The organism is Paenibacillus sp. BR2-3 (assembly GCF_046529485.1).
Lineage (GTDB): Bacteria > Bacillota > Bacilli > Paenibacillales > Paenibacillaceae > Paenibacillus_AQ.
On record NZ_CP126311.1, the window covers coordinates 2,558,484 to 2,574,425 of the forward strand.

Consider the following 15,942-nt stretch of genomic DNA (forward strand, 5'->3'; position numbering starts at 1 on the left):
TAATGAACTGGAGTGGAAAAACAGTCGGGTATGCGATTACCGGTTCCCATTGTACATTTGCCGAGGTAATGCCACAGATTCAGCGCTTCATGGATGGTGGCGCAAACGTCGTGCCAATCGTTTCCGGAGCGGTGCTGGCAACGGATACCCGGTTTGGCACATCGGAAAATTGGCTAAAACAGTTGAAAGATATAACAGGGAATGATATCATTTCTACAATTGTTGAAGCAGAACCGCTCGGTCCTTCCAAGCTGCTGGATGTGCTGACGATAGCACCCTGCACAGGAAACACCACGAGCAAGCTGGCTAACGCAATGACAGACAGTCCGGTACTCATGGCGGCAAAGTCGCAGATGCGCAACGGGCGCCCTGTTGTTTTGGCGATATCGACGAACGACGGACTGGGTCTGAACGCTGCCAATATCGCGAAGCTGCTTGTGGCCAAGAATATTTATTTTGTTCCGTTCGGTCAGGATAACCCGCAGGCGAAACCCAATTCGCTCGTGGCACGCATGGATCTCATTCCAGAGGCCTGCTATGCCGCGCTGCAGGGAACCCAGCTGCAACCGATGATTGTCGAACGGTTTCATTCAGCATAGATGAATCAGTAGATCAAGCTGTAATTAATAGAAGGGGAGATGCACCAAATGAGCAATGTAAAGTTTAATGTCGCCGTGGTCGGAGCGACGGGAGCGGTAGGAGAACAAATTATAGGCCTCTTGGAGAAACGGAACTTTCCGATATCCAAGCTGAAGTTGCTGTCTTCTCCGCGGTCGGCAGGCACGGTAATAAACTTTAAGGGCCAAGATATCGTAGTGGAAGAAGCTACCCCCGACAGTTTCGAAGGAATTGATATTGCTTTGTTCAGCGCCGGCGGAGATGTAAGTAAAGCTCTAGCGCCTCATGCCGTACGTCACGGAGCAGTTTGTATCGATAATACAAATGCATTCCGTATGGATCCGGGTACCCCTCTGGTCGTACCGGAGGTAAATCCCGAGCAAATAGATGCCCATCAGGGAATTATCGCCAATCCGAACTGTTCGACAATCCAGATGGTAGCTGCTTTGAAACCGCTGCAGGATAAGTATGGCATCGCCCGTATTATCGTATCCACCTATCAAGCCGTATCGGGTGCAGGTGCGCGTGCCATTGATGAGCTTATGCGCCAGAGTAAAGAAGTGCTTAACGGCGGGCAGGTAAATCCGGAAATTTTGCCGGTCGGTTCACTTCCGGTGAAGCACCAGATTGCCTTTAATGCCATCCCGCAAATTGATAAATTCCAGGATAATGGATATACGCTTGAAGAAATGAAAATGGTCAACGAAACGAAGAAGATTATGGGTGATGATTCGATTGAAGTGACCGCTACTTGTGTACGTGTTCCGGTAGTTTATGGTCACTCTGAGTCCGTCTATGTTGAATTGAAAGCAGATTATGAGCTTGACGATGTCCGTGAAATTCTTTCTGCTGCACCGGGCATTACGCTGACCGATGATCCTTCCTCCCAAATGTACCCGCTCGCTACCGAGGCTGCCGGCAAGCAGGATGTATTCGTCGGACGCCTGCGCCGGGATCTGGGGGCCACACGTGGTCTTAATATGTGGGTGGTCTCCGACAATTTGATGAAGGGCGCTGCATGGAATGCTGTGCAGATTGCCGAAATCATCGCTTCGCAAAAATCATAAGCCTAAAGGCATACCGTCCTCTTTTTTGAGGGCGGTACATCCTTTTTACCTAATATTTTTTCTGAACAGCGCATGAAATTTAACTCCTGCCCTGCGGGTTAACTTCCCTGCGTCTTTGTTCGTGTGCTTGCTTTGATAGTAATGGAGGAATAATACATGGGTATTTTAGTACAAAAGTTCGGCGGAACTTCGCTCTCCACCCCTCAAGCCAGGGAGCATGTCATCCGTCATGTTAAGCGTGAGCTGGCGAATGGATACAGTCTCGTTATTGTAGTCTCGGCAATGGGACGGCGGGGCGAGCCTTATGCCACCGATACCTTGCTGGATTGGGCCATGCAGAACGGCAATGCGCTTCCGGATCGTGAGAAGGATCTGCTGCTGTGCTGCGGCGAGATCATTTCGGCGGCAACGCTGTGTAGCTTGCTGGAGGTGGAGGGCATCCCGTCTACTGTGCTTACAGGGGCTCAGGCAGGCTTTATGACGGATAACAGCTATGGCAATGCAAGAATACTGGATGTGCGCCCAGAACGTATCGTGCGTGAGCTGAGAGTGCATAAGGTTGTCATAGTAACCGGATTTCAGGGTCAAACTGAGGCTGGGGACTTTACAACCCTCGGAAGGGGAGGCAGCGATACCTCGGCGACGGCTCTGGGTGCTGCGCTCCGAGCAGATATTGTTGATATTTATACCGATGTTGATGGCATATTAACAGCGGATCCGCGTATTGTAGAAGACGCGAGGCCTCTGACCAATATGACTTATACAGAAATTTGCAACATGGCCTATCAGGGCGCAAAGGTTATTCATCCGCGTGCCGTTGAAATAGCAATGCAGGCACAAATTCCGGTGCGTGTTCGCTCTACTTTTTCAGAAGGTGAAGGAACGCTGGTTACCCATCAGGAAGGCTTCAGTGATATGCAAAGCGGTATTGTTGACCGCTATGTTACCGGCATCGCTTATGTCAGCAATATAACGCAAATAGCCGTCGATTGCCCGGATGGCAATATCGGTGGTGTACAGCTGCAGATATTTAAAAGCATGGCGGACAACGGCATCAGTGTTGATTTTATCAATGTGACCCCTACCGGTGCTTTATTTACTGTATTCGATAATAACTCGGAAAAGGCTATTGCGGCGCTGCAGGATCTTGGGTTGCGTCCGAAGAGCCTTTCGGGCTGTGCCAAGGTTTCTGTGATTGGCGGCGGAATTAACGGGGTTCCGGGTATCATGGCTCGTGTTGTAGAGGCGCTAAGTACCAAGAACATCCAAATTCTGCAGTCGGCGGATTCAAATACAACGATCTGGGTACTCGTGAAAAAAGAAGATATGGTACAATCTCTGCGCTCACTGCACACCAAGTTTGAACTGCACCGTTAGGAGGAGATTCGAGTGGATTTCGGAAGATTAATTACAGCCATGGTCACCCCTTTTGACAAGGCGGGAGAAATCAACTGGGAAGAAACCTCGCGGCTTGTTGATTATTTGATTGAGGATCAGAAGACAGAAGGACTGGTCGTCTGCGGGACTACTGGAGAATCACCCACCCTTACCGATGAGGAGAAGCTTCAATTATTCTCTTTTGTACTCGAGAAGGCACGGGGAAGATGCAAAATTATTGCCGGTACAGGCAGCAACAGCACCAAACATTCCATTCACCTCACGAAAGAAGCGGAGAAGCTCGGAGTTGACGGGGCACTGCTGGTCGTTCCTTACTATAACAAGCCGAATCAGGAGGGGCTGTACCAGCATTTTGCAGGCATAGCTGCCGAGACGAATCTGCCGCTTGTTCTCTACAACGTTCCAAGCAGAACCGGGGTATGCATGAGTGTGGCTACAACAATCAGGCTGGCGCAAATTCCCAATATCGTTGCCACCAAGGAATGTGTATCCGTTGATCAGGTTGCTCTGATTGCGGCTGGTTGTCCCCGGGATTTCCATGTCTATTCGGGTGATGATGCCTCCGCTCTGCCGGCTTTAGCCGTGGGAGGCCACGGGATTATCAGTGTAGCCAGTCATATCGTGGGCTCAAGGATGTCAGAGATGATCAGCGCCTATCTTTCCGGTGAAGTTCAGCGTGCTGGAGAAATCCATCGCAATCTTTTCCCGATATTCAAGGGGCTGTTCGACTGTCCGCAGCCGCTGCCGAATCCGTCAGCTGTTAAATACGCGCTTGAGCTGCGCGGGTTGAAGGTTGGCTCCGTAAGACTTCCGTTAATTTCTCCAACGGAAGAAGAGGCGGCATTTATAGAAGCTCTTTTGAAATGAAGTGCGGAGCGATATACCATGCTTTGAATGAGAACCGGCCTCCTGGAGAGCCGGTTTTTTTGGTGTGCGGACCGCGATAAATTATTTAAATAATGGCAAGCTTTTGTGGGAAGAATAATGTTATGGAGTGGACGACTTGTCTTTTGACAAAAAAATCATGTATAATATGGATAAGTGACTGGGTGCGGTTAAAATTAAATATGCGGTAATCTTCCGTCAATGGTAAACATTGGGAGACAGGATGGGTCCCAGTATAAGTCTGCCTATTGTAGGCTATAGTTTCGCGCGAGGGGCGCGGCGGTGAATTTTTTGACGGCGTTTGTCCGCTTGAGAAGGTCTTTACTGCCCGAAATCGGGAGCTTTAGAGTTGTGCAATTATATAGACTTTCGGAATTTCCTTGTTGCTTCACGGGAGTTTTCTGCAGTTTGAAGAATGTGTTCAGCGCCGCTGAGATATTGAAGTTCAATGTTTTTAAATAATAGTATGACGTCCAACATCATAGGAGGGTTAGATTCATTTGTCCAAAAAAACCAACAACGATAAATTGACGATTTTCGCTTTGGGCGGAGTCGGCGAAATCGGGAAAAACATGTATGTCGTTCAGTATGGAGCTGACATTGTAGTCGTGGATGCGGGACTAAAGTTCCCGGAAGAAGATATGCTCGGTATTGATATTGTTATTCCTGACATTTCGTATTTGACGGAAAATCGCGACAAGGTAAGAGGCATCGTGCTGACGCACGGACACGAAGACCATATTGGCGGTCTCCCTTACGTCCTGAAGAATCTGAATGTTCCGGTGTACGGAACAAGATTGACGCTGGGACTCGTAGAGAACAAGCTGAAGGAAGCGAATTTGCTCGGAGAAACCAAGCGGATTCTGATCAACGAAGATTCGGAAATCCAGCTGGGCAATTCTCTGAAGGCTACTTTTTTCAGAACAAACCACAGTATTCCAGATTCGGTCGGGGTATGCATCGAAACACCGGAAGGAAACGTTGTTCATACAGGCGACTTCAAATTTGACCATACCCCAGTTAATGGCCAGTTTGCGAACCTGCACCGGATGGCAGAAATCGGACAACAAGGCGTACTCGCTCTCCTGTCGGACAGCACCAACGCCGAGAAGCCGGGCTTTACACCATCCGAGAAAAATGTCGGTATCGTTCTGGAGGATATTTTCCGGAAGGCAGAGCAGCGCGTCGTTGTCGCGACCTTTGCATCCAACGTGCATCGTATCCAGCAGGTGGTCAATGCCGCAGAATCGACAGGCCGGAAGATTACGGTTATTGGCCGCAGCATGGTCAATGTCGTATCCATCGCCTCCGAGCTTGGATATCTGAACGTTCCGGACGGCATGCTGATTGAGCCTGAAGAAATGAACAGAATGGCGGCCAACCGCGTAGTCGTGCTTTGCACAGGCAGCCAAGGCGAGCCTATGTCCGCACTGACACGCATGGCGCGTTCCAGCCACCGCAAGGTTGATATTATGCCGGGAGACACCGTCATTATTGCGGCAACTCCGGTTCCGGGCAATGAGAAGTATGTAGGCCGTACGATTGATGAATTGTTCCGTCTGGGTGCGAACGTTATATACAGCGGTTCCAACTCGGGCGTTCATGTATCCGGTCACGGAAGCCAGGAAGAACTGAAGCTGATGCTTAACCTGATGAAACCTAAATTTTTCATTCCTATTCACGGTGAGTACCGGATGCAGCGTAAACATGCACTGCTGGCGGAATCCGTTGGTGTGGATCCGGCCAACATTTTCATCACAGAGATTGGTGAAATTGTTGAGATTGTGGGCGGTGCTGCACGTAAGGCTGGCAAGGTAACTGCCGGCAATGTACTGATTGACGGTTTGGGTGTGGGTGATGTAGGCAACATCGTACTGCGTGACCGTAAGCTTCTGTCCCAGGACGGCATTCTTGTTGTCGTTGTGACCTTGAGCAAGCAGAATGGAGCAATCGTCTCAGGACCTGACATTATTTCGCGCGGATTTGTCTATGTGCGTGAATCGGAAGGGCTGCTCGATGAAGCCAACCGGATTGTATCCAGCACGCTGCAGCGTCTTATGAGCGAGAAGGTCAACGAGTGGGCTTCCCTTAAAACAAGTGTAAAAGATTCCCTCGGCCGTTTCTTGTATGAGCAAACACGCCGCAGACCGATGATTTTGCCAATTATTATGGAAGTATAAGGAGAACACTCCTAAAACATATTTGCAGGGCAATAAAGCCCCTTCTCCCGGAAATATTGGACGGTTTCCGGCGGAGAAGGGGCTTTTTATGCTGAGATTCTGAAACATTATGACTGGATTCTGAATAATGCTGCGCCCTGTGATGTCATACTAAGGTAAGTTAGCACGGCTGCAGCAGGCATGTCTGCAAGCTGAAGGGAGAGCTGTAATTATGACCAATCAGGTGGGTTTCCAATCTAATGATCAGACTGGCGGGGAGAATATTCCGGGAACGGAGAACAATCCGAATCCCGAGATGGGCACACTCAGTGCAGTGAAAGAGCTGGGGCAGACCGTCGTTCCCAGCGGGGAGCCGGATATCTTTTGTATGACGATTATAGGGCAGATTGAAGGGCATCTCGTGCTTCCTCCACACAACAAAACAACGAAATATGAACATATCATTCCGCAGCTGGTGGCCGCTGAACAGAACAAAAACATTAAGGGGCTGCTAATTATTTTGAATACCGTAGGAGGAGATGTCGAAGCGGGACTTGCCATAGCCGAAATGATCGCCTCCCTTTCCAAACCGACCGTAACGGTAGTCATTGGAGGCGGGCATAGTATCGGGGTGCCGATTGCGGTATCCTCCAGCTATTCGATTATCGCCGAGAGTGCCACGATGACTATTCATCCCATCCGGATGAACGGTCTGGTTATTGGCGTTCCGCAGACATTTGAATATATGGAGAAAATGCAGGATCGGGTAGTTAAGTTTGTGACGAGTCATTCACGGATTACAGAAGATGAATTCAAGAATTTAATGTTCAAAACAGGGGAATTGAACCGGGATATCGGCACCGCTGTCGGAGGATATGATGCTGTCAAATACGGACTGATGGATGAGGTAGGCGGGATAGGTGCGGCGCTCGCCCGACTGAACGGTATGATCGCGTCTACTGCCTCAATTCAGCCCATAGGTGGAGGGTTAACGCAATGACACTATATACAGTAATGACTATGGATCAGGTATGGGAGGGGGCCTATAGCGGATCTCCACCGCTTCGTGAACTCAGTATGGGTGGAATGTTAATGCAGGTGGAGCCGCTGGAGGAAGGGCGTGCCCGGATTGTCCGGCTTCTTCATTGTCCACTGAACCGGTATTTGGATCCGGGGCTGTCACCTGGAGCAATAATACCTTATATATCCGGCCATTGAGGGTGAGTGAGGAGAGGAATCAGGAGGCAACAGAATAACGCTTTTTGCGACAAAAGAGAACATAGGTGCGCCACCCCATTATATGGTATAATGTGTTCTTGGGGGTGGCTTGTGTGGCTAAACGCAGAAAGAAGAAGAAAAAAGCGCTGCTGGGCAGTGTTTTAAAATATGAGATTTATGGAATTATGCTGATTACGATATCTGTCATAGCTTTGTCCGGGGAGGCGGCTGTTGGACGCTCACTTTCCAGTATGGCGGGTTATTTGCTCGGCAGATTTTATTTTGTTCTGCCATTGACCGGTATCTTTTACGGCCTAATGGTGATGATTCACCGGAAATGGCCTTCTGCCTGGAACAGCCGCCATTCCGGTGGGCTGCTCCTTGTGTTGTCCATGTGCCTGATGAGTACGATCTCTGCGATGGAACAGAAACTCGGCCCGCTTTCCATGCTGCACCCGAATAATGTTCTATCGCAAATACATAATGATCTTAATGGAGCGCTCTCACCCTCCGCAAACAACAGTGAAGTGTATATGCTGGGCAAAGACATCAGCGGCGGCTATCTGGGTGCACTTGAGTATGCGGCGCTCCTGTGGCTGTTTGGAAATCTGGGTGCCAAGCTTCTGATGATCGTTATGATGGCCATCAGCTTTATGCTGATTACCAATCTTTCATATGTCGAGATCTTTGGATTGCTGCGGGTTCGAACGCTAAGTCTTATCGAAAGCATCAGGCTCAGGGCAGCCAACCGCCCACAGGCAGTCCCAGTAACGAAATCCCGAGCCGGTCAAGGCAAGCAGGATTCAAGCGTACAGGATGACTATAAGGATGACGATGAGGACTTTGTGGAAGGCGAACAGTCTTTACCGAAGCGCAAACAGCCGCTTTTCTTCAAAAGACTGGCACAGTGGACTTCAGCATCTTCCCGTTCCAACCCTTCCGATGATTCTGAAGATGAGAATTACGATGATCGACCTGCAGGGCAGAATGGTCCCCTTATAACCGGTATAGCAGGCGATTCTCCTCTTTCCGCAGGGCTCCGCGGTAGGGACAGTGAGGATTATTTCACGGGAGAGGATACGGAAGAAGTAACGCCAATTATCCGGGATTTCTTCGAACACATCCGTTCTGAAGGACTGAGTGAGGAAGATCGTGAGGATTGGAGTGAGTTTTCGCCGACCGCACGGAGCGGGGCTAGAACCCCTGATCAAGAAATCTCTTCGGGACAGGCTGCCCTTAATCCTTTGGAGGGCAACGAACACAGTGATATGAACGAAATAATGGGAAGTGCCGGAACTGAAGAGGATACCGTGATCTCTCCTCCGCTTCCGCCGCCACCTAAGCCTTATAAGCTTCCTCCTTTCCGTCTGTTGACCAAGCCGAATAACGGAGGCAAGGCCGGAGACCAGAACGATTATATGCAAACCGCACGGAAGCTGGAAGCAACACTTGAAAGCTTCGGCGTCCGGGCCAAGGTGCTGGAGGTTGTAAGAGGACCGGCAGTAACCCGCTATGAGATTCAGCCGGATATTGGTGTCAAGGTTAGCCGCATAGTTAATCTTACGGATGATATCGCCCTGGCGCTTGCTGCCAAGGATATCCGTATGGAGGCCCCGATTCCCGGCAAATCGGCTATCGGTATTGAGGTGCCCAATCCGGAGGTTTCCATCGTGACCATGCGTGAGGTAATGGAGACGCAGACGTTTCAGGACGCTGAATCGAAACTGTCTATCGCTTTCGGCAGAGATATCTCTGGCCAGACGATTATCGGCAATCTGGCAAAGATGCCCCATCTATTGGTGGCTGGAGCTACAGGATCCGGCAAGTCGGTTTGTATTAACGGTATAATCACAAGCATTCTATATAAGGCCAAGCCTAACGAAGTGAAGTTTCTGATGGTCGATCCCAAGATGGTTGAACTTAATGTGTATAACGGTATCCCTCATTTGCTGGCACCCGTAGTAACCGATCCCAAACGTGCCAGTCTGGCGCTCAAGAAAATCGTTGTAGAGATGGAGAAGAGGTACGAGCTTTTCTCCAAATCGGGAACCCGGAATGTTGAAGGCTACAATACGCTCATGAAGGATAACCCGTCCGCTGTGCTTCCTTATATCGTTGTTATTGTGGACGAGCTTGCAGACCTGATGATGGTAGCCGCTAACGATGTAGAAGACGCGATTTGCCGGCTTGCGCAAATGGCCCGTGCTGCCGGTATTCACCTGATTATTGCTACACAGCGTCCTTCTGTTGATGTTATCACAGGGGTCATCAAAGCCAACATTCCTTCGCGTATAGCCTTTGGAGTTTCATCTCAGGTGGATTCGCGTACCATACTGGATATGGCGGGTGCGGAGAAGCTGCTCGGGCGCGGTGATATGCTGTTCATGCCCATGGGCTCCTCCAAGCCGGTTCGGGTCCAGGGAGCTTTTATGAGTGATCAGGAGGTTGAAACCATCGTTCACTTTGTCAGCAGCCAGGCTGAGGCAAATTACGATGATTCCATTGTGCCTGAGGTGGATGATTCCGTTTCGGATGATCAGGAGCCACAGGACGAGCTGTATGAACAAGCGGTGCAAATCGTCTTGGAGGCGAAGCAGGCTTCAGTATCTCTGCTGCAGCGCCGGATGCGTGTCGGTTATACACGGGCTGCCCGTTTAATTGATTCCATGGAGGCCAGGGGGATCATCGGACCTTACGAGGGCAGTAAGCCGCGTGAGGTGCTCGTTTCTTTGGAGCAGTATCAACATAACCGGATCAGTTCTTAAAAGGTATGGTGTGAATAGAAAATCGAGGTGTCTTTCAGTCAATAGAAATGGCTGAGGGGCACTTTTTTTATCTACGGGATCTCTTTATTCCTGGTTGGCTATGCATAGGTTGTCCTGACAATTGTCATAATAACTTTAGCCATCCATGCAGAACCTACAAGAGAAAGGTAGAGCGAAACCCTATGAAGAATCAGAAGCTGTGGATAATTGCCGTATTGACCCTTGCGCTGACAACAGCACCACTTGCAGTCCGGCTCTATGGGGGACATGACGATGTTCAGAATAAGGACACAATCGCATTAAAAGCTCAACATGCACCGGGAACAACCACTTTTGGGGAACAAGCCCTGCCGGTCTTTGGGACAACTCCGATTAAATATGGAGCATCCGGTCAGGATGTGTATGAGCTTCAGGGCAGATTGAAGCATTTAGGGTATTACGCAGGGAAAATAGACAGCCACTACGGATCAAAAACACTGAATTCCGTAAAATGGTTTCAATGGAAGTTTGGCATAAAGGCAGACGGTGTTGTGGGTGCCAAAACGAAGCTGAAGCTGTATAACGCAACCAAAAATTGGAGGCCGACAGAGCCTTCCGCCGGATCAGACAAAAAAACCGCGAAAAGTGGTGCAAGCGGCGAAAAAGCAAATACCGAAAACAAAACCAATACGGCCGGGTTATCTTCGGGAAATACAATGGGATTATCGGACAATGATCTCAAAATTATGGCTAACGCCGTGTATGGGGAAGCCAGAGGGGAGCCTTTTGAAGGACAGGTTGCGGTCGCCGCCGTTATCTTGAACCGGGTAAAATCGCCAAGCTTCCCTAATACGCCGTCAGGTGTTATCTTTCAGCCTGGAGCCTTCACAGCTGTCGCTGATGGCCAGATCTACCTTGAGCCCAATGAGCAGGCGCGTAAGGCGGTGCAGCAGGCATTGAACGGCTGGGACCCATCCGGTGGATGCATCTATTATTTCAATCCTAAAACGGCTACCTCCAAATGGATCTGGAGCCGGCCGCAGGTGAAGACGATCGGAGAACATATTTTCTGTATGTAAAAGGCAACGTCAAAGGGAGCAACCGGAAATGGAGTTCCGGTTGCTTCCTTACTTTGGAATGGTTTAGAATGGATATTACTTCATAAAATGATCTATAGCACCTATTCACGCCGTAAAGGAGTTTTGGACTTGAATAATAATGGTTTTCAGCATGGCACCGCTGCAGGCATGCGTATTCACGTATTGCCGACAAAAGCGTTCAAAACATTCGCCATCTCACTTTATGCCGGCGTTCCGCTTGCGGAGGAAACAGTTACTTCCACTGCGCTAATTCCATTCGTGCTGCGCAGAGGAACAGCTTCTTACCCGGAGACTACCCAGTTTCGCGAGCGGCTGGAGGAACTGTACGGAGCCGGCTTCGGCTTTGATGTCTATAAACGGGGAGACCACCAGATTGTCCAGTTCCGGATGGATACGATCAATGATTCGTTTGTACAGAGTAAGGAAAGCCTGCTCGGAGAGTCATTCGCTTTTCTGGGTGAAGTGTTGACCCGCCCTGTGCTGGAAGATGGAGTCTTCCGCCCGTCATATGTGGGTACAGAACGCGAAACGGTCCGCAAGAAGCTTGAATCTATTGTCAACGACAAAATCCGTTACGCTGCCGAACGCTGCATTGAGGTCATGTGCCAAAATGAACCGTACCGCCTGCATCCGCTAGGCCAGCGGGCCGATCTGGATGGTTTGACACCGGAGAAGCTGTATCAATCCTATAACTCCTTGCTGGAGGGTGCAATCCTTGATCTGTATGTTGTCGGTGACACTACACCGGAGGAAGTGGAGAAGCTGGTAAAGCGCCACTTCGGACGCGACAACTCGGAGATCAGAGATTACAACTCACGCTTCGTTCCGGTAACGGTTACGGAGGTCCGGACCGTGGAAGAGAAGCTTGATGTTAATCAGGGCAAGCTCAATATGGGCTTGCGCACCTCGATTACTTATAAAGATGATTCTTACGCCTCTGCGCTAATGTATAACGGAATTTTGGGTGGATACCCTCATTCCAAGCTGTTCGTCAATGTTCGTGAGAAGGAGAGTCTTGCCTATTATGCCTCCTCCCGTTATGACGGACATAAAGGCATCGGAACGATACAATCGGGTATCGAAATACAAAATTATGGAAAAGCCGTTGAAATTATAACCAGGCAGCTAGATGAGATGAAGGCTGGCCGGATCACCGAACTGGAGCTGGGTCAGACCAAAGCGATGATCCGTAATCTGCTCTCTGAAATTCAGGATTCCGCATTTGAAATGATTTCGTATGATTTCAACCGGCAGCTTTCCGGAAAAGACCGGTCTGCACAGGAGCTAATGGATCAGGTTGAAGGAACCGGAGCAGAGGATGTGAAGGCAGCCGCCGACACTTTTCAGCTGGACACGATTTATTTCCTGACAGGGCAGAAGGAGGAATAGCGGTGGAACAGATTTATTACGAAAGGCTTCAGGAAACGATATACCATGAAGTTATGGAGAACGGCCTTCGGGTGTATGTATTGCCAAAACCGAATTTCCGTAAAACATATGCTACCTTTGCCACCAAATATGGTTCTGTAGACAATCACTTTCAAGTGGCCGGTGGAGACGAGACAAGGGTTCCTGACGGGATCGCCCATTTTCTGGAGCATAAAATGTTCGAAGAGCCGGAGGGTGATATTTTTGCCACATTTGCATCCAATGGAGCTTCTGCGAACGCTTTTACCAGCTTTGACCAGACCGTCTATTTGTTCTCTGCAACGGAGAATATTGAGAAGAACCTGGAAACGCTGGTTGATTTTGTGCAGCGTCCCTATTTCACGGATGAGAATGTAGAGAAGGAAAAGGGCATTATCGGCCAGGAAATTAACATGTATGCGGATAATCCCGATTGGCGTGTCTATTTCGGACTGATTGAAGCGATGTATTCCAAGCATCCTGTTCACATTGATATCGCAGGTACTGTCGAATCTATAGGTACGATCACGAAGGAAACGCTGTATTCCTGTTACAATGCTTTTTATCATCCCAGCAATATGCTGCTGTTCGTAGTAGGCGGAGTGGAGCCCGAAAAGGTAATTTCGCTCATAAGCAGCAACCAGAAGGCGAAGTCATACGGTACGCAGGGTGATATCAAACGCATATTTGAAGAGGAGCCTCTGGAAGTGGGGCAGAAACGGCGGGAGTGCAAGCTGGCCGTATCCATGCCTAAATGCCTGTTCGGCTTCAAAGAGAAGGTAGAGGGCCTCACCGGTGAGGCGGCAATCCGCCGGGATTTAACGACCAAACTAATGCTGGATCTGCTGTTTGGCAGCAGCACGTCTCTATATCAGAAGCTTTATGACGAGGGTTTGATTTCGGACAGCTTTGGAAGTGAGTTCAACAGCTCTCCGGAGTATGCTTTCTCAGCGATTGGCGGGGATACGAAGGATCCGGATCTGCTCCTGAAACGAATTCGGGAAGAGGTGGATGTGCTTCTGGAGTCGGGCTTTGCGGAGAGCGATTTCGAACGGGCCCGTAAAAAGAAAATCGGCGGCTATTTGCGTATGCTGAATTCTCCGGAAAGCATCGCCCATGAATTTACGCGTTATCAATTCCGCGGCGGCAATTTATTCGAGGTTCTTCCGGTCTACGAATCCCTCACATTGGAGGAAGTTAATGAGCGTCTGCGGGGCCATGTCGATTGGGAACAGCTGGCGGTATCTTTGGTGGTGAGTCCTTAATGGCTGGTTTGGGAGAGAACAGCAAGCCTATAGGGGAAACTACAGTGCTGGTTACCGGGGGAAGCGGGGGCATCGGCGCAGCGATTGCGGAACGTTTTGCCTCCGTCGGCATGAATGTCGTCATTCACTATTTGACATCACATGAAGCAGCAAATGATGTTGCAAGGCGCTGTATGGCGCATGGAGCCAAAGTGATGACCGTAACTGCCGATATCAGAGACCGCGGCCAGCTGCAGAGGATGGCCGACAGGCTCCAGAGCAGCGGAATGATGCCGGATATTCTGGTAAACAACGCAGGCAAGGCTCATTATGGCATGCTGGCTGATCTTAGTGAAGAAGAATGGGATGATATTATGGCTGTTAACCTGAAGGGAATCTTTTTATGCAGCCAAATTTTCATGCCTTATATGGTATCACAGCGATATGGACGGATAGTTAATGTATCGTCGGTATGGGGGATTTCAGGCGCTTCCTGTGAGGTAGCTTATTCCGCCAGCAAAGGAGGCGTCAACGCCTTCACCAAGGCCCTGGCCAAAGAACTGGCCCCCTCGGGTGTAACGGTCAATGCGGTTGCCCCTGGAGCAGTTAATACGGCTATGCTGTCCAATTTGCAGGAGGATGAAATGCGCATGCTGGAGGAGGAAATTCCGGCAGGACGGCTGGCGTCTCCGGAAGATATCTCCTCCCTGGTTTATTTTTTGGCGCTGCCAGAGTCGGGATATATCACCGGTCAGATTATCAGCCCGAACGGCGGCTGGATTACCTGATTGCACTGGAGAAATACTCCAGCATAACGCTCCCGGACCCGGGACATATTATTATTGTTGCTTTTAAATCTCACGTAAACATGAAGGAGGATTTAAGATGTCAACAGGGTCAACTGGGTCAACCGTACTCAAAAACTTCGACACTTGGAAAAAATTTCTGGGTGAACGTGTCGTGCAGGCGGAGAAAATCGGGATGAGCGATGAGACCATCTCAAAGCTGGCTTTTGAAATCGGGGAGTTCCTCGATAATAAAGTCGATCCACAGAATTCTTCGAACCGGGCGATCAAAGAGCTGTGGGATGTCGGCAACGAAGCAGAGAAGCATACGATTGCGACTCTGATGGTTAAGCTGGCAAAGAACAACGCATAGCTGTGGAATAAGCTCCCTTTACGGGAGCTTTTCTGCAATTATGCAGTCTGACCTTGCCTTTCAAAAAAAATTTATATATCATTAACATGACCCAAGCATCAGAGTGCCTTTGTCGGTTTATTGATTTTTTTGACGGTTGACAAGGTGCAGGGAAAAGGAATCTATGAGGTGTCCAAGTGGAATATAAACAATGGTATATGGAATATAAGATACATAAAAACAGGCCGGGTCTGCTGGGTGATATTGCCTCCATGCTGGGCATGCTGGAAGTGAACATTTTGACGATCAACGGTGTTGAAGGCAAAACACGGGGCATGCTGCTGGAAACGAATGACGACGAGAAAATCATGCTGATGGGCGAAATGCTCAAAAAAGTAGATAATATTACAGTTACTGCACTGCGTTCCCCCCGGCTGGTAGACAAGCTTGCCGTTCGCCACGGACGTTACATTGACCGGGATTCCGATGACCGCAAGACGTTCAGGTTTACCAGGGACGAGCTGGGGCTATTGGTAGATTTTCTGGGTGAGCTGTTCAAGAAGGAAGGGAATCAGGTCGTTGGTCTGCGGGGTATGCCCCGTGTCGGCAAGACGGAATCAATTATCGCCGGCAGTGTATGTGCGATGAAGCGCTGGACCTTTGTATCTTCGACGCTGCTTCGGCAGACCGTCCGCAGCCAGCTTGCCGAGGATGAAATGAACACTCATAATGTGTTCATTATTGACGGGATTGTAAGTACAATCCGCTCGAATGAGAAGCATTATAACCTGCTGCAGACCATTATGGCCATGCCAAGCACGAAGGTCATTGAGCACCCTGATATTTTTGTGCAGGAATCCGGATACAGCTATGATGATTTCGATATTATCATTGAACTGCGAAACAATCCGAATGAAGAAATTCTATATGAATCGTTTACAACGAGCTACAATGATGATTTATAA

General features: G+C 49.4%; 14 protein-coding genes. All 14 read left to right on the forward strand.

What is annotated here, in order from left to right; all coding sequences use genetic code 11:
- Positions 1 to 2 precede the first annotated feature (2 nt).
- The 14 genes from PaeBR_RS12225 (at position 3) to PaeBR_RS12290 (ending at position 15,942) form a co-directional block, all read left to right on the forward strand.
- Positions 3 to 599, forward strand: a complete 597-nt coding sequence (locus tag PaeBR_RS12225) for a dipicolinate synthase subunit B (protein ID WP_410510877.1) — start codon at positions 3 to 5, stop codon at positions 597 to 599.
- Between the two features lie 48 nt (positions 600 to 647).
- On the forward strand, positions 648 to 1,685 hold the full coding sequence (locus tag PaeBR_RS12230) for an aspartate-semialdehyde dehydrogenase (protein WP_410510878.1): 1,038 nt from the start codon (positions 648 to 650) through the stop codon (positions 1,683 to 1,685).
- A 156-nt stretch (positions 1,686 to 1,841) separates the two neighbouring features.
- A complete protein-coding gene (dapG, locus tag PaeBR_RS12235; RefSeq protein ID WP_410510879.1) occupies positions 1,842 to 3,062 on the forward strand; it encodes an aspartate kinase in 1,221 nt (406 codons plus the stop codon).
- A 12-nt stretch (positions 3,063 to 3,074) separates the two neighbouring features.
- A complete protein-coding gene (gene dapA, locus PaeBR_RS12240) occupies positions 3,075 to 3,950 on the forward strand; it encodes a 4-hydroxy-tetrahydrodipicolinate synthase (RefSeq protein ID WP_410510880.1) in 876 nt (291 codons plus the stop codon).
- A gap of 518 nt (positions 3,951 to 4,468) precedes the next feature.
- Complete coding sequence (locus PaeBR_RS12245) at positions 4,469 to 6,148, forward strand: ribonuclease J (protein ID WP_410510881.1); 1,680 nt, start codon at positions 4,469 to 4,471, stop codon at positions 6,146 to 6,148.
- Between the two features lie 223 nt (positions 6,149 to 6,371).
- A complete protein-coding gene (locus tag PaeBR_RS12250; RefSeq protein ID WP_410515161.1) occupies positions 6,372 to 7,127 on the forward strand; it encodes a ClpP family protease in 756 nt (251 codons plus the stop codon).
- Positions 7,124 to 7,345 carry a YlzJ-like family protein gene (locus tag PaeBR_RS12255; protein ID WP_410510882.1) on the forward strand — a complete coding sequence of 74 codons (222 nt, stop codon included), beginning with the start codon at positions 7,124 to 7,126 and terminating at the stop codon, positions 7,343 to 7,345. Before PaeBR_RS12250 ends, PaeBR_RS12255 begins: the two co-directional genes overlap by 4 nt.
- A gap of 113 nt (positions 7,346 to 7,458) precedes the next feature.
- Positions 7,459 to 10,110, forward strand: coding sequence for a DNA translocase FtsK 4TM domain-containing protein (locus tag PaeBR_RS12260; protein WP_410510883.1), 2,652 nt, complete (start codon positions 7,459 to 7,461; stop codon positions 10,108 to 10,110).
- A 182-nt stretch (positions 10,111 to 10,292) separates the two neighbouring features.
- Complete coding sequence (gene sleB / locus PaeBR_RS12265) at positions 10,293 to 11,168, forward strand: spore cortex-lytic enzyme (protein WP_410510884.1); 876 nt, start codon at positions 10,293 to 10,295, stop codon at positions 11,166 to 11,168.
- Positions 11,169 to 11,297: 129 nt separating this feature from the next.
- On the forward strand, positions 11,298 to 12,578 hold the full coding sequence (gene yfmF / locus PaeBR_RS12270; protein WP_410510885.1) for an EF-P 5-aminopentanol modification-associated protein YfmF: 1,281 nt from the start codon (positions 11,298 to 11,300) through the stop codon (positions 12,576 to 12,578).
- Between the two features lie 2 nt (positions 12,579 to 12,580).
- Positions 12,581 to 13,861, forward strand: a complete 1,281-nt coding sequence (gene yfmH, locus PaeBR_RS12275; RefSeq protein ID WP_410510886.1) for an EF-P 5-aminopentanol modification-associated protein YfmH — start codon at positions 12,581 to 12,583, stop codon at positions 13,859 to 13,861.
- Positions 13,861 to 14,628, forward strand: coding sequence for an elongation factor P 5-aminopentanone reductase (gene ymfI / locus PaeBR_RS12280; RefSeq protein WP_410510887.1), 768 nt, complete (start codon positions 13,861 to 13,863; stop codon positions 14,626 to 14,628). Before yfmH ends, ymfI begins: the two co-directional genes overlap by 1 nt.
- Positions 14,629 to 14,725: 97 nt before the next feature.
- The gene (locus tag PaeBR_RS12285; protein WP_410510888.1) at positions 14,726 to 14,998 is read left to right on the forward strand and encodes a DUF3243 domain-containing protein; all 273 of its coding nucleotides are present in this window, start codon (positions 14,726 to 14,728) and stop codon (positions 14,996 to 14,998) included.
- A gap of 176 nt (positions 14,999 to 15,174) precedes the next feature.
- On the forward strand, positions 15,175 to 15,942 hold the full coding sequence (locus tag PaeBR_RS12290) for a DUF3388 domain-containing protein (RefSeq protein WP_410510889.1): 768 nt from the start codon (positions 15,175 to 15,177) through the stop codon (positions 15,940 to 15,942).

Excerpts from the sequence above, each read along its gene's own strand:
- PaeBR_RS12225 (WP_410510877.1), top strand. The coding sequence starts at position 3 with ATGAACTGGAGTGGAAAAACAGTCGGGTATGCGATTACCGGTTCCCAT.
- PaeBR_RS12230 (WP_410510878.1), top strand. The coding sequence starts at position 648 with ATGAGCAATGTAAAGTTTAATGTCGCCGTGGTCGGAGCGACGGGAGCG.
- dapG (WP_410510879.1), top strand. The coding sequence starts at position 1,842 with ATGGGTATTTTAGTACAAAAGTTCGGCGGAACTTCGCTCTCCACCCCT.
- PaeBR_RS12255 (WP_410510882.1), top strand. The coding sequence starts at position 7,124 with ATGACACTATATACAGTAATGACTATGGATCAGGTATGGGAGGGGGCC.
- sleB (WP_410510884.1), top strand. The coding sequence starts at position 10,293 with ATGAAGAATCAGAAGCTGTGGATAATTGCCGTATTGACCCTTGCGCTG.
- ymfI (WP_410510887.1), top strand. The coding sequence starts at position 13,861 with ATGGCTGGTTTGGGAGAGAACAGCAAGCCTATAGGGGAAACTACAGTG.
- PaeBR_RS12285 (WP_410510888.1), top strand. The coding sequence starts at position 14,726 with ATGTCAACAGGGTCAACTGGGTCAACCGTACTCAAAAACTTCGACACT.